Below are 13,635 nucleotides of genomic sequence, written 5' to 3' on the forward strand. Positions count from 1 at the left end.
CAATATTCTACAAACGCTGTCTTAAATCACAAGTGGCAGCACTGGTGTTGCGATCGCCACTCATCCCCGATCATCATCCTTTCCTGCCCCGTAAAGATACATTTTGACAAATTCATCAGCAGCATCTGGATTCAGCTTTGCTAAACCCGCACGAATGTCTGGTACAGCTTCTGCTAGAGGATCACGTTCTCCGCTGACCCATCGACTGATGTTAGAGCGATCGATTCCCATCATGACTGCCAATCGATTTTGAGTGATGTTGTAATGCTCTAGAACTTGACGAAGCGCCCTGCCTGCCTTTCCCATACCACCCTATAAGCTCGCCTTTCCCTAAACATCAGGCGTGTAGAAAAATAACATTACAAAGGTTTCTGCCGCTTCGGGGTCGAGTTTTTCGAGGGCAGTTTTTATTGCAACCACTGCATCTCCTGAAGGATCGCGTGTTTCATTAACCCACCGATTAATGTTGGATGAGGTTGTCCCCATTGCAATAGCCAACTGGTTTTGGCTATTGCCATAGGTTTCTAGAACTCGCTTAAGTGCCCTACCTGCTTTACTCATTGCCAATCTTCCGATCGCCACTCACCCCCGATCGTCTTCTCCTACAACCTCAGACGTGTAAAGGTAGAGTTTCACAAAAGTTTCAGCCGCCTCAGAATCAAACTTTTCCAGGGCTGTCTTGATGTTGAAAATGGCATCTCCTGAAGGATCACGAGTTTCATTGACCCAGCGATTGACGTTTGACGAAGGAACTTTCATCTCGATCGCCAATCGAGTTTGGTTAATACCATAGGCTTCTAGAACCTGTTTCAATGCCCTACCTGCTTTACTCATGCCCTAAATCGTTTGAGGGGCTACGATGAATTTGCCGATCGGTATTGCCAATTGGCATTTTTGATATGAAAATAGAGTTATCAGTAACAACGTAATCAATAAACAAGCAAAAGCCAGTGCGTAGCAGCGACCAACTCCTCTGCACTGGCTCAATCCCCAATTTGCACTGGAGAATAGGACTATTATGACGTATCGAGAGCGAATTACGCCCTGGATGATCGTGCGTTTGTTGCCCAAAATGCAGCGCGTGGTGGTGGGACGGTTTCGTAGACGAGTGGATGCCGAGGGACATCTGCGATTTCTGCGGCAACATATCCCAGAGGGTGAATTTCGGATTGTGTTTGATTGCCCCTCCCCTGAATCCGATGAACTGGACGAGTGGGATCAGCGGGATGGGCCAAATGAACCGGATCTCAACCCAGAAATTCGGCTTTCAGGGTTTTGAATGATCAGGATGGTGAATACGTGAGCTGTGCGGTAGTTCTACTTTGCAGACAGGGCAGGCAAAATGCCCGCCCCACCCGTCGTCTCATCTGACCAGTTCTATGTCAGAGTAGCCAATCCCTGGCTTACCGCAGCTAAGGCCTGATCGATTTCTGCCTCACTAACCGTTAGAGGTGGCACGAAGCGAACGACCTTCGGGCCGGCTGGAACCAGTAGCACCCCTGCTTCGATCGCCGCCTTCACCACATCCGCAGAAGTCAACTCAGCCTCTGGACTCAGCACTAAGCCGTTGATCAGTCCCCAGCCCCGCACTTCTGCAATTAGCTTGGGATATTGCTCTGCCAAAGCCCGTAAGCCCGATCGCAACTGTTCGCCCCTTGCCTGCACATTGTCCAGCAAGTTCTCCTGCTCCAGGGTGCGACAAACCGCCAGGGCAACTCCCGTCGCAAAAGGATTGCCGCCGAAGGTGCTGGCATGATCACCAGGCTGGAAGACATCGCAGAAGGACTTACAGAGCATCGCCCCGATCGGAATACCGCCACCTAACCCTTTTGCTGAGGTAAAAATATCGGGTTCAATGCCCAGATTTTCGTAACCCCAATACTTCCCGGTGCGGCCCATGCCCACCTGCACCTCATCGGCAATCAGCAAAATTCCCTTCTCATTGCAAATTTCGCGGATGCGCTGGAAGTAGGCTACGTCTCCCGGACGGACTCCCCCCTCACCCTGAAGGGCTTCCAGCAGGATGGCAGCTACCTGCCGCTCATTTTGATCCAGAATACCGATCGCCTCTTCTAATGCCCCAATGTCGTTGTAGGGGACGTAGTAGAACCCCGGCATCAGGGGATTGAAGTTCTTCTGGTACTTTGGCTGTCCAGTGGCGGTAATGGTGGCCAGAGTTCGCCCATGGAAGCTGGCATGGGCCGTAATGATGACGGGACTCTGAATCCCCAGTACCGTGTGGGCATACTTCCGGGCCAGCTTAATGGCCCCTTCGTTGGCCTCTGCCCCAGAGTTACAGAAAAAGGCCCGATCGGCGCAGGAATGTTCCACCAGCCACTTCGCCAACTCGCCCTGTTCCTGGGTGTAGTAGAGATTAGACACATGGTGCAGCTTTTGAATCTGCTGGGTGACGGCTTCTACCATTGCCGGGTGAGCGTGACCCAGGGTGCAGGTAGCAATCCCAGCCACAAAGTCTAGATACTCTCGCCCATTGCTATCCCAAACTCGACAGCCTTCACCCCGATCGAGCGTAATGGCATAGCGTCCATAGGTGGACATCACGTAAGTGTCAAAGTCTGTCGGGCTAAATTCCGACGGTGATGTAGTCGGCAGTTGGACAAGGGTTTCTGGACTCACTAGCTACTCCTCCAAACAGGAAATGAAAGGTACTACTCTGGCAACGCCCCTAAACCAGTGCCCCGAAGTCAGGGTTTTAGAGCGCGTGGCAATGTCAAAAGTGGTTAAAACGGGTGAACAAAACAGGGTAGACAATCCTATTTTCTAATCTCTGATATCTCTAATGCCTCTAATTTCTAATTTCAATGTCCTTTTTTGATGTCCTGACTGGAACCCCAACTGGAACCCCCAGGATAACTGATTCTAAATCATGGTTCCCATGGGTTTACAGGAAGGTGGATCGTCAGACCCGCGATCGCCTGGAGAAGCCATTCTCTCATCAAGATATCCCCATCATAGAAAAATCTCAATTTCACGCAGACAAGTTTTGGAGAAATGTCAGGGTTTAATCATCAAGAACGGGCAAAGTTTTGGGTTCCTGGGGTTGGAGGGATCAGTCCGTCCATTATGTCGATCGCTGGAGCCAGCGCAAGATTTCTGGTGGGAAGGGGACGCGGGTGCGGGTCGTGGTGTCGATGCAGACGTGCAGAGTGGTGGCGGTGCAGGTCTGGTAATCAGGGTTTTCCAGAGCCGCGATCGTATAAGCAATTTGAAATTTACTGTCCGTGAGTTGAGTGGGCACAACCTGAATGGTGTACAGTTCCCCGCAAAACATCGGCTTCGTGAAGTCGATCGCTGCATGGACAATCGGCAGGGCGATCGATCGTTGACCAAAAAATTGCTTCAGGTTAATTCCGCTATCCGCCAGAGCCGCTTCATAGGCTTCATGGCACATGGACAGCCCATTAGCAAAGTACACCACCCCTGCGGCATCGGTATCGTGGAAGTAGATTGTGCGCTGATAAACGAATGCCATGAGAATTCCCCCTTACCCCGCAACCTCGGATGCTCATCTCGTTTTGGGAGTGATAGTCATCCATAGTTTACGCTCCTTCATTAACAAAAATTTACTGTGCAACACTAGAGGAGAGGCAGCTTAACGGTTTTTCAGGTTGCAATCCCTTGATAGACTTTTCATTGATTGACCATTGGCTGACTCTTAAGTCAGGGCTTTGTTAACGGATTGATTCGGATTGTGCAAACAATTGTGACATTTCAATTGATTTTTTATTCGCTCAATGATTAGCAGTTAATGGAAATTCTGATTCGCAGGAAACCTTAACTGATTCGTAAAACGCGCTTTGGGAGGAAGAATGAACGTAATTGTTGTGGGTCTGAGCCATAAAACCGCTCCGGTTGAAATTCGAGAAAAACTCAGCATTCCAACGCCACAGATGGAAGCGGCGATCGCCCACCTTCGCAGCTATCCCCACATCGAAGAAGCCACTATCCTCAGCACCTGTAACCGCTTAGAGGTCTATGTGGTGGTGAGTGAAACCGAGCCTGGGGTACGAGAAGTCACGCAGTTTTTAGCGGAACATGGCAAATTACCCATCCATCAACTCCGCCCCTACCTGTTCATCTTGCTCCACCAGGATGCGGTGATGCACCTGATGCGGGTGTCCGCAGGGCTGGATAGTCTGGTGCTGGGAGAGGGACAAATCCTGGCCCAGGTGAAGCACACCCATAAGGTCGGGCAGCAGTACAACGGCATTGGCCGAATTCTGAATCGGTTATTTAACCAGGCGATTACCGCTGGAAAACGGGTACGAACCGAAACCAGCATTGGTACGGGGGCAGTGTCCATCAGTTCAGCCGCAGTCGAGTTAGCCCAACTGAAGGTAGACAATTTAGCAACCTGTCAGATTGCGATCGTCGGAGCTGGGAAAATGTCCCGCCTGGTGGTACAACACTTGCTATCTAAAGGCGCACTCAAAATTTGCGTCATTAACCGATCGCTGGAAGGGGCAAAAGATCTGGCTGGACAGTTCAAAGACGCTAATCTCCAGCTTCATACCATGTCAGACATGATGCAAGTACTGGCAGACTGTGATCTGGTATTTACGGCAACAGCCGCCACTGAACCTCTGCTCGATCGCGCTAAGTTGGAGGCAACCCTGGCCCCTGGACAAAGCCTGAAGCTGTTTGATATTTCCGTACCCCGTAATGTTCATGCGGATGTGAATGATCTACCCGACATCCATTTGTTCAACGTGGATGACCTGAAGGCAGTGGTGGCCCAAAACCAGGAAAGCCGTAGACAAATGGCCCTGGAGGCAGAAGGAATTTTGGATCAGGAAGTGGAAGCCTTTGAACTGTGGTGGCGATCGCTGGAAACGGTTTCAACGATCAGCAGCCTCCGGGATAAGGTGGAAAGTATCCGCACCCAGGAGTTGGAAAAGGCTCTGTCTCGGCTCGGCTCTGAGTTCGCCGAAAAGCATCAGGAGGTGATCGAGGCGCTGACCCGTGGCATTGTCAACAAAATCCTGCATGACCCGATGGTGCAGCTGCGGACTCAGCAGGATATTGAAGCCCGACGACGGGCGATGCAAACCCTACAGACGTTGTTTAACCTGGAGGCTTCCAACGAACTGTTGGGCTAGTCCCAGATTAAACAACTCAGGTATTGACTACTCTATGGGGCGATCGTTTTGCCTCTGCCCGTTGGAACCAATCCCGCTTCTCGGAGCGTTTGGTAAGCCGTTTCAGGATGGTAGAGGTGACAGCGATCGCCAATGTTTTTCATTAGCTCCCAGTTAAACTGACGAATTTTCAAGTACTGTCCCCAGTTCTCGGACAAGCTCTGGTGGGCCAACCTGAGGTTATAGGACGGGATCGCCACTGAGATATGGTGCGGAATATGCACATTGATGTCATGGCACAGGATTTCCACCCACTGGGGATAAGTGCAATGAACCGTTCCGGCAAGCTGCGCCTCCACCTCATGCCACTCGGAGGCAGGACGAAACTGAATGTCAGAACTGGTGTGATGAACCAGCGTGAAGGTACTCATCCAGAAGTGATACACCAACCAGGGCATCAACCAGAACTTCACCAGGCCCCACAGCCCCGTTGTGGCAATCAGCGTGGGAAAGAAAACAGCAGCAAAGAGGGCGACCACCGTAATCGAATAGCGAGCCTTGTGGCGATCGCGCGCATGAAACCGAGACAGGTCGAAATGGGAAAGCCCCCAGTGCGCAATGGAACCCATCCACCAGAACCGCCCCCGAATTGCTCGATAAAATTGCCGCACGAACGGATGGCTGACAACATAACCGTCGATCGTCCAGGGATCCCAGGCGTTGTCAATCTCCAGTTTGTTGGTATGGCGATGGTGATGATCATGGAGAATGCGCCAGCAGTGAAACGGATAGATCAGCGGCAACATCATCAGATGTCCAACTAAATCATTGACCCAGCGTCGTTTGGCAAAGGAACGATGACCACAATCGTGGGCAATCACAAACCAGCCAGTCAAAGCAGTTCCCGTCCAGAGCCAGGCAAAGGGCAGGAAAAACCACGGTAACAAAAAAATTGCCCCGTAACCGATCGCTACAGCGGCAATACTCAGGGCAACCGATGTCCAGGCTTTGCGGCGATTTTTTTCAAAACAGGACTTGGGTAAGGTCTTAAGAATATCTTTGAGGTGAAGATCTGTGATGGGTAGTGTAGATACTGACAAAGGGGGTTCTGAGGTAGCAGTCATGAATCGAATCAGTTCTCCGAAAATGAGAAGTACAAGCACACAAAAAGCCCCGCTGTCTTGACGATCGATATCGCCACGAGCAGGGACGCTGCAATGTAGCAATGCACAGATGATGAAAGGAAACCATTCTACGCAGGACGTATGCTTCCCTTGAATGCCTTTCCTGACGAGATGGCTTTACAAACTTTTACATTTATAGCATGGGACGGTGGTACAAATGGCAAGATTGGTCTTGAATAGAGCGATTTGAAACCCGCGATCGCGTTAGTTGGGAGAAATGCCAACTTTGCTGCCTGCCCACTCTCAGCAGGCAGGGGCGTAACTCCGCCATACATCTAACCCCAAGCGTTTTCGTTACCAAACTTAATCCTGTTTTACGGAAGACTCGACATAGGCTGGAGAGGATGCGATCGACTCCAGGCGAGACAGAATCATTCTGCCAGTCGGAAGTCGGAAGGGGAAACAATGGACAGCTTAGAGCGTGTGCAATGGTTGAAGCAAAACACCCCGCTGGGGTCACTTTCAGAACCTGTGCTAGAGGCGATCGCCACCCAAATTCAGGAGGAGAGGATCGGCGAAAATCGTCGTTTGGTTCTGGAAGACACCCAACCTGCTGCCCTGTACATCCTCCGTTCCGGTCGCCTGGAAGTGTACCGCACCAGTCCCGATAGCATTGCCAGGGGTGCCAGCAGTTTACTCCCTGGATCAGTCCTGCATTTGCGGGAATTATTGCTGGATCAGCCCACGGAGCAGACGGTGATTACCCTGAATGACTGTGAGTTTTGGACTGTTTCACGGGAAGCCTTCACGGCTCTAGTGGAGCAATACCCGGAAATCAGCCGCACTTTCTCCCGCCAGCTCGCCGCTGAATTGGAACAAGTCACCTCACAGTTAGCCTACGAACAGGAACGACAAACGGCTCTCCGTCCCTATCTGGTTCCCAAGGTCAAACAGGGTATTGTGGGTTCCAGTCGCTATGCCGTGCGATTACGGCAGTCCATCAAAAAAGCAGCCACCGATCGCCAACCCGTTTTAATCTTTGGCGAACCCGGATTAGGTAAAGATAATATTGCCGCTTTGATTCACTTTGGTTCTAACGATCGCAAACAACCCCTGGTCAAAATTAACTGCGATACGTTGCAAACCAGTGGAGCCGAATTATTTGGGCGATCGGGCGGCAAACCGGGTATTTTGGACTGGATGGGTCAGGGGACGTTAATGCTCAACAACGCCCAAGACTTGCCTAAGGAATTGCAGGAGAAACTACTGCAACTGTTAGAAACCGGAGATTATGTTCCCGTCAGCCGAGAGGGATCGCCTCCACCCCAACTACGCCACACTGAGGCTCGGATCATTCTGACCGCAGAGCGCAATCTGCCAGAATGCCAGAAGCGGGTGACGCACCTGATTAAAGTTCCGCCGGTTCGCGTTGCCAAAGCTGACATTGCGGCCCAGGTGAATTACTACATCAGTTTATACTGCCGCTCCAGGGGGGTTTCTCGCCCCAGCGTTGCCCCAGAGGCAATTCGGCGATTACAGAGCTACGACTTTCCCGGTAATCTATCGGAGCTAGAAAGCCTGGTGGAGCGGGCGATCGTCCAGTCCAACCAGGCTCCAGTTCTCACAGAAGAAGTCTTCTGGTCAGCCAGCACCAAAGCCAGGCGATTTCGGGTCAATCTGCTGAATCTGTACCCCAAACTGCGGCAGTTTCTCCGGAGTCCCTGGTGGCCCGATCGGATCAACTATGGGTTCACCCTGATAGCCTTTGCGGCGATCGTCACGATCCTGTTCGTTGGGCCCCAAACCCGCGATGCCAATGTGGGCTTAAATCTGTTCTGGGCCTGGTGGTGGCCCGTGGTGCTGATTCTGTTTCCCTTTCTGGGACGGATCTGGTGTGCGGTCTGTCCATTCATGATCTATGGCGAATTAGTGCAAACTATTTCCCTGAAGCTGGTTCCCCGCAAGCTGCGATCGTGGCCCCGACAGCAGGCTGAACAATGGGGCGGTTGGTTTTTGTTTGGACTGTTTGCCCTGATTTTCCTGTGGGAAGAACTGTGGGATTTGCCCAATACCGCCTATTTATCAAGCTGGTTATTGTTGCTGATTACGGCAGGAGCTATTGTTTGTTCCCTGATTTTTGAACGCCGATTCTGGTGTCGTTATCTCTGTCCGATCGGCGGCATGAATGGACTGTACGCCAAGCTCGCCATGATTGAACTGCGGGCCCAGCAGGGAATTTGTGCAGCAACCTGTACCACCTACCAGTGCTATAAAGGCGGGCCAGAAAAGGGGGAAGGCCAGGAAACCGGAGGATGTCCCATCTACTCCCATCCCGCCCAATTGCAGGACAACCGGGACTGTGTGCTCTGTATGACTTGCCTCAAAGCCTGCCCCCATCGATCGGTGGAGCTAAATCTGCGCCCTCCTGGAATTGAACTATGGACATCCCATACCCCTACCCATTACGAAGTTGCCCTGCTATTTCTGCTATTCGGCGGCATCTTTCTGCATCGCCTGCCAGAGATTAACCAGATGACTGGATGGGCATTCGATCTGGAGCATTTTGGGATGCATGCTGGGGTTTCAATCCTGGTCTTACTCGTTCCGGGAATCCTGGCCTGGCTCGTGCATGGGTTGATTCGTTTAGGGAGTCGATCGCTCAAACCCAATCGCTTCATTGAGTTATCCTACGGCTACTTACCCTTAGTCCTAGGCGGTACCCTAGCCCACTATCTCCGATTAGGACTCACGGAAGCGGGGCGTATTGTGCCCGTCACCCTGGCCACCTTTGGCATGAGTGGAGTCAGTGCGCCAGTGGTGGTGGCTGACCCAGCCGTCATTGCCTTCCTTCAGGGGACAACCCTGGTCATCTCGACCTTCCTCAGCGTCATTCTGACCCAAAAGATTGCCCGTCAATCTTTTCTTACCCTCTTGCCCCAGCACTTAGCCACCCTGGGATTTACGATCGCCCTCTGGCAATTAATTGTTTAGCCATTAGGGCATGCGGAAAAATAACGTACCCGGAACGTACCTGGTAGGGCGCACAGCAGTGCACCCTTACAACAGTCATGGTTTAGTCATTCCACAACCGCTCCAACTGATATCGCCATGCCCCCAACACCTTCTCTCGCTGTTCTGCCCCCAAACTCATATCCCCCATCACCCCCTCCTCATACAGCCGATCGAGGGTTTGGAGCGTGGCTTCCAGGGTTTGTCCCTGCTGTTTCGCTGCATCGATAATTTGTCGGATCTGGGTTTCCGCCAGCAGACTAAACACACCCGACAACCCTTGCTGCTGAAGCGTTACCAGCCGCACGATCGCACTCCGAAGATCCTCTTTCGTCAAAGTTTCGCGGTTATGCTGATACACTCCCCAAAGCAGTCCTTGAAACAGGGCATAGCGGGTTTCCTGGGTTTCATCAAAATTTGCCTCCAGGAATTGCTGCATAAATGGGAGTGCTTCTTGCATTGGGGCAATGGTCACCAGCGATCGCAGCCAGGATTTATCATCTGAAAGCAGTACCAGCAATCGAAAACTATCAATTTCCACCTGCCAGGCATCGGGAGCTTTCACCTGCACCGCATCTGGGAATAGCTCAGTTAGCGTACTTGTAATCTCTTCAGGAGTCATGAAACGTTGCTGCACTGCGTCTGATACCTTCAGCCTATCACTACCGTCTCTCACTGCAATCTGGCGCACGACGGGTTTCCCTGCGAGACAGGCGATCGCGCTGAACCGTTTTTAACTTTTTCTGCCTTAACAGTCCCTTGCTGCAATCCGTAGAATAAAAATAGGGTTATTCCCGTTTGAAAACCTTAACCGATAGATTCTAGGAGGCTGAACAGTAGATATGCTAAGACTAGATGTGCTGGGGCAGTAGCAGGGATCAATGTTCAGCTTCCCAGAATACGTTAGCCGCTTCTTCGTAAACCCCAAGAAGGAAAAACAGAGTCATGGGATTATTTGACCGTGTAAGCCGGGTTGTTCGCTCAAACTTAAATGCAGCCGTCAGTGCTGCCGAAGACCCAGAAAAAGTGCTTGAGCAAGCCATTATTGATATGCAGGAAGACCTGGTGCAGTTGCGTCAGGCTGTCGCTACGGCGATCGCTAGCCAAAAGCGCGTGCAGCAGCAATACACTCAGGCACAAACTGAAGCCGAAAACTGGCAGCGACGGGCCCAACTTGCCCTCCAAAAGGGGGATGAGAATCTGGCGCGGGAAGCCCTGAGCCGCAAGAAGACCCAATCGGAAACGGCGGCTGCCCTGAAAGCACAGCATGACCAACAGTCTGCCACTGTAGATACCCTCAAGCGGAATCTGATCGCCCTGGAAGGCAAGATTTCCGAAGCCAAAACGAAGAAAAATATGCTCAAGGCACGGGCCCAAGCCGCCAAAGCTAATGAGCAACTGCAAAAAACGGTTGGCAATTTGGGAACCAGCAGTGCCATGTCGGCCTTTGAGCGCATGGAAGAAAAGGTGATGCAAATGGAAGCCCGTTCCCAGGCATCGGCAGAATTGGCGGGTTCAGACTTAGAAAGTCAGTTTGCTGCCCTAGAGTCGGGGGGCGATGTCGATGCGGAACTGGAAGCAATGAAGGCTGCTCTGGTGGGTGGTTCTGCCCAGCAACCCCAACTGTCTCAATCCAGCGAAACCACTGCTCCCCAGGATGCTTCAGTGGATGACGAACTGGAAGCATTAAAGGCACAGCTTGATCAGTTGTAAATCTAATGTAGATTCTGATGTCAGTTTGATGTCAGTCTGGAGAAAGACTGCCAGGAAAGCACTCAGAATGATTTAACGTCAGTCAAATCGGTGCAACTGGAAGCCAATCGATGGGTGCATTAGGAATCGTTTTACTGCCATTGAGGTTGCTGCTATTGACTCAGTGGGCAAGGCCCGGGCTGATGCACCCTGGTAGATAGATCTCGGCAGTCAATACACCCACCTTTTGTAGTACAGGCTTCCAGCCTGCGCGGGCAAGAGTCCCGCTCTACGGTTGCTAATTCACGGGTGTATCCCACTTTTGCATTTGCATGACGATCGTTCACTGGCAGGCAAGGCTTCGGCGTGAGCCCAGTCGAATGCTGCCTGCGCTACGGAAATCGATCAATTTCAACGGGATGCTCCCAAATTCGCGCCCGCTCTATTAGCTGATTCAAGCTAGTCGGATATCTTTATTTGAGCAAGTATTTAATTTTGAGCAAGTGTTTAAACTCACATAGGTGGGTGTCATTGCAACCGTTCTGTTTACAAACCCTTTAGGCAGACTTTATCTAAGCTTTATTTGGAAGCATTGAAACTACTGACTTTGAGCCATTTGCAAAATTGACAGATAAACTTGACTGCTTTAAGATTTAGTGGTGTGGCTAGCTAAAGAAGGTTGCCCACAAACGGAATTTTAGAATCAGTGATTTTGGCACTATGGGCGTGCGTACGGAAGCTAACGGAAGAACTTGGCTATTTAGAAGCCGCCATAGTGCTCGCGGTAGCAGATACATAACGCCTGCTCGATCCGGTTCTGGTACTGTCGTTGGAGTTGGCATGGTTGGAGTTGGGACTACTCCCCCGTAGCAGCAAAGTAGCTTGATTTTTCTGCTTTGTACAAACAGGTGCTCATTTCTCCCTTCTTGAAGTGAGAGTAGGATTTGGATTGAGTTTAACGCTCTATCTCTACCCGTTGTTCATGCACTGTTTTTCTAGCACTCATCAGGTTTAAAGCGAAATAGGTTTCAATGAATTGCTGCCATATCCATTAAGGCAGTCTACGAATGTCTGTTCATCAAGATGGTGATTTTTGTCATCAAGGCATTCGGCATCCACGTAGCATTCTGTTAGTTTAGGTCGATCGATGTATTTCACTGCATCAATCATTCGTCATTAGCATAAATCAGTATTGCAAGTATTCTGCAAGCTTTGGCTGACCCATGGAGTCGCCTGTTTTATTTAATGAACGCTGCTTCTAACTGCGGTGAATTGCGCCTAATTTTGGCGTTAAATCTCAATCTTGCTAAAACTTTCACACCTGAGATAGTTCATTGATACCCATCTATTTATATCGCCAAGCAGAGGATTGCATCAGCCAAAACTCGCTGGGTAGAGAGACTCAGTTTCTGAATTGTCAATCTGTATCAAGATGTAGGTCATAACTATGAGTAATGTAACTATTTCACGCGCTCAACTTCGGGCCCAGCGCAAAATGGTCTACCTGACTGCTTTGTTTGGTTCCATTCCAATGACCTTTGGCAAGCGATTGCGCCGAATTATTTATCCCTCTCTCTTTAGAAAGTTTGGTCATGGTGTAGAAATTGAACCAAATGTTCAGTTTGTTCGTGCTCAATCCATTGACCTGGGTGCTTCTGTCTCAATTTGCAGTTACACCCTACTAAACTGCTGGGATGGTGGTGAATTGAGTTTGGATGACTTGGTTCGACTTGACCAGGGGATTCACATTCAAACCCTTGGGGCAACCATCAGTATTGGGGCGCGAACTTACATGGGCCCCTACGTCTGCATAGCTGGGCCGGGCAATATCTCGATCGGTAAAGATTGCTTGATTGCCTCCCATACGGGAATCTATGCCAACAATCATATTTTTGTTGATCCCAAAACTCCCATCAATCTACAAGGATTATCGTCTAAGGGCATTACGATCGAGGATGATTGCTGGCTGGGTTCCGGTGTCAGGGTGATTGATGGAGTGACGATCGGCAAAGGCAGCATCATTGGGGCAGGAGCCGTGGTGAACAAAAACATTCCGCCCTACTCGATCGCCGTTGGTGTTCCCGCCAGGGTGGTTGGCACCCGCGATGCACAAACCTCTAAGCAGGAAGCGATCACACAGACGATCGCATAGACGATCGCATAGAGGTCAAACCGGGTGACGGGAGGGGTTTTATGAGGGTGCATCTAGCTGGCTCCAGATGAATCATCGAAAATCTGGACTGATTCGTCAGCTAGAAACTGTAAGCTAGAGAGTGAAAAGCTCTTAGTTTTACGATTTCTGACTTACCTCTCTGACCATGAGCAACACTGTTTTAACGATTAACGACTCTGAGTTTTCTACAGAAGTGCTGGATGCTGCACAGCCTGTGCTGGTTTACTTTTGGGCATCCTGGTGTGGCCCTTGTCGGTTGATGTCACCGATCGTGGAGTCCATTGCCTCTCAGTATGACGATCGGTTGAAAGTGGTCAAAATGGAGGTTGATCCCAATCCTGAATCGGTGGCGAGCTATAGCGTGGAGGGAGTTCCAGCCTTTCGCATCTTCAAAACGGGTAGTGTGGTTGAAGCGTCTGAAGGGGCAATGAGTCGGCAAAAGCTGCAAGAATTTGTGGATGCTCACCTATCCTCAACGGTCTAAACCTGCCGCTAAACCGATCGTCTTCCTCACCATTCCATTTGTCAGGTCAAACTC

Annotated in this window: 13 protein-coding genes; 6 read left to right on the forward strand and 7 right to left on the reverse strand. The window is 50.7% G+C overall.

The window, feature by feature from the left end:
• Positions 1-60: 60 nt before the first annotated feature.
• The 3 genes from ACM1PF_RS28870 to ACM1PF_RS28880 are packed head-to-tail and all read right to left on the reverse strand — an operon-like array spanning position 61 to position 834.
• Positions 61-306: a helix-turn-helix domain-containing protein gene (locus ACM1PF_RS28870; protein WP_416669665.1), complete on the reverse strand. Its 246-nt coding sequence runs from the start codon at positions 304-306 to the stop codon at positions 61-63.
• 24 nt (positions 307-330) lie between these two features.
• Positions 331-561 (reverse strand): helix-turn-helix domain-containing protein, encoded by a 231-nt coding sequence (locus ACM1PF_RS28875; RefSeq protein ID WP_416669666.1) that lies wholly within the window; start codon positions 559-561, stop codon positions 331-333.
• Between the two features lie 21 nt (positions 562-582).
• Positions 583-834 (reverse strand): helix-turn-helix domain-containing protein, encoded by a 252-nt coding sequence (locus ACM1PF_RS28880; protein ID WP_416669668.1) that lies wholly within the window; start codon positions 832-834, stop codon positions 583-585.
• Between the two features lie 184 nt (positions 835-1,018).
• Between ACM1PF_RS28880 and ACM1PF_RS28885 the strand changes: the two genes are divergently transcribed.
• Positions 1,019-1,279, forward strand: coding sequence for a hypothetical protein (locus ACM1PF_RS28885; protein ID WP_416669670.1), 261 nt, complete (start codon positions 1,019-1,021; stop codon positions 1,277-1,279).
• A gap of 98 nt (positions 1,280-1,377) precedes the next feature.
• On the opposite strand, the gene ACM1PF_RS28890 is transcribed toward ACM1PF_RS28885, so the two are convergent.
• A complete protein-coding gene (locus ACM1PF_RS28890; protein ID WP_416669671.1) occupies positions 1,378-2,637 on the reverse strand; it encodes an aspartate aminotransferase family protein in 1,260 nt (419 codons plus the stop codon).
• A 445-nt stretch (positions 2,638-3,082) separates the two neighbouring features.
• Positions 3,083-3,493 carry an acyl-CoA thioesterase gene (locus ACM1PF_RS28895; protein ID WP_416669673.1) on the reverse strand — a complete coding sequence of 137 codons (411 nt, stop codon included), beginning with the start codon at positions 3,491-3,493 and terminating at the stop codon, positions 3,083-3,085.
• 337 nt (positions 3,494-3,830) lie between these two features.
• On the opposite strand from ACM1PF_RS28895, the gene ACM1PF_RS28900 reads away from it, so the two are divergent.
• Positions 3,831-5,120 (forward strand): glutamyl-tRNA reductase, encoded by a 1,290-nt coding sequence (locus ACM1PF_RS28900; RefSeq protein ID WP_416669675.1) that lies wholly within the window; start codon positions 3,831-3,833, stop codon positions 5,118-5,120.
• Positions 5,121-5,152: 32 nt separating this feature from the next.
• On the opposite strand, the gene ACM1PF_RS28905 is transcribed toward ACM1PF_RS28900, so the two are convergent.
• On the reverse strand, positions 5,153-6,223 hold the full coding sequence (locus ACM1PF_RS28905; RefSeq protein ID WP_416669677.1) for a fatty acid desaturase: 1,071 nt from the start codon (positions 6,221-6,223) through the stop codon (positions 5,153-5,155).
• A gap of 465 nt (positions 6,224-6,688) precedes the next feature.
• Here ACM1PF_RS28905 and ACM1PF_RS28910 point away from each other — a divergent pair, with 465 nt between their 5' ends.
• Positions 6,689-9,214, forward strand: coding sequence for a sigma 54-interacting transcriptional regulator (locus ACM1PF_RS28910; RefSeq protein WP_416669679.1), 2,526 nt, complete (start codon positions 6,689-6,691; stop codon positions 9,212-9,214).
• 82 nt (positions 9,215-9,296) lie between these two features.
• Here ACM1PF_RS28910 and ACM1PF_RS28915 read toward each other — a convergent pair whose 3' ends face one another.
• Positions 9,297-9,854, reverse strand: coding sequence for a hypothetical protein (locus ACM1PF_RS28915; RefSeq protein WP_416669681.1), 558 nt, complete (start codon positions 9,852-9,854; stop codon positions 9,297-9,299).
• A gap of 323 nt (positions 9,855-10,177) precedes the next feature.
• On the opposite strand from ACM1PF_RS28915, the gene ACM1PF_RS28920 reads away from it, so the two are divergent.
• From ACM1PF_RS28920 to trxA, 3 genes are all read left to right on the forward strand, one after another.
• Complete coding sequence (locus ACM1PF_RS28920) at positions 10,178-10,945, forward strand: PspA/IM30 family protein (RefSeq protein ID WP_416669683.1); 768 nt, start codon at positions 10,178-10,180, stop codon at positions 10,943-10,945.
• 1,426 nt (positions 10,946-12,371) lie between these two features.
• Positions 12,372-13,076 carry an acyltransferase gene (locus ACM1PF_RS28925; protein WP_416669685.1) on the forward strand — a complete coding sequence of 235 codons (705 nt, stop codon included), beginning with the start codon at positions 12,372-12,374 and terminating at the stop codon, positions 13,074-13,076.
• 166 nt (positions 13,077-13,242) lie between these two features.
• The gene (trxA, locus tag ACM1PF_RS28930; protein ID WP_416669687.1) at positions 13,243-13,581 is read left to right on the forward strand and encodes a thioredoxin; all 339 of its coding nucleotides are present in this window, start codon (positions 13,243-13,245) and stop codon (positions 13,579-13,581) included.
• The last annotated feature ends 54 nt before the right edge of the window (positions 13,582-13,635 follow it).

This window comes from Egbenema bharatensis FJBBOT/2019, from assembly GCF_048077055.1.
GTDB classification, from domain to species: domain Bacteria; phylum Cyanobacteriota; class Cyanobacteriia; order Elainellales; family Elainellaceae; genus Egbenema; species Egbenema bharatensis.

Coding starts and splice junctions, on each gene's coding strand:
- ACM1PF_RS28925 (WP_416669685.1), top strand. CDS start 12,372: ATGAGTAATGTAACTATTTCACGCGCTCAACTTCGGGCCCAGCGCAAA.
- ACM1PF_RS28920 (WP_416669683.1), top strand. CDS start 10,178: ATGGGATTATTTGACCGTGTAAGCCGGGTTGTTCGCTCAAACTTAAAT.
- ACM1PF_RS28870 (WP_416669665.1), bottom strand. CDS start 306: ATGGGAAAGGCAGGCAGGGCGCTTCGTCAAGTTCTAGAGCATTACAAC.
- ACM1PF_RS28915 (WP_416669681.1), bottom strand. CDS start 9,854: ATGACTCCTGAAGAGATTACAAGTACGCTAACTGAGCTATTCCCAGAT.
- ACM1PF_RS28895 (WP_416669673.1), bottom strand. CDS start 3,493: ATGGCATTCGTTTATCAGCGCACAATCTACTTCCACGATACCGATGCC.
- ACM1PF_RS28880 (WP_416669668.1), bottom strand. CDS start 834: ATGAGTAAAGCAGGTAGGGCATTGAAACAGGTTCTAGAAGCCTATGGT.
- ACM1PF_RS28905 (WP_416669677.1), bottom strand. CDS start 6,223: ATGACTGCTACCTCAGAACCCCCTTTGTCAGTATCTACACTACCCATC.
- trxA (WP_416669687.1), top strand. CDS start 13,243: ATGAGCAACACTGTTTTAACGATTAACGACTCTGAGTTTTCTACAGAA.
- ACM1PF_RS28875 (WP_416669666.1), bottom strand. CDS start 561: ATGAGTAAAGCAGGTAGGGCACTTAAGCGAGTTCTAGAAACCTATGGC.
- ACM1PF_RS28900 (WP_416669675.1), top strand. CDS start 3,831: ATGAACGTAATTGTTGTGGGTCTGAGCCATAAAACCGCTCCGGTTGAA.
- ACM1PF_RS28885 (WP_416669670.1), top strand. CDS start 1,019: ATGACGTATCGAGAGCGAATTACGCCCTGGATGATCGTGCGTTTGTTG.
- ACM1PF_RS28910 (WP_416669679.1), top strand. CDS start 6,689: ATGGACAGCTTAGAGCGTGTGCAATGGTTGAAGCAAAACACCCCGCTG.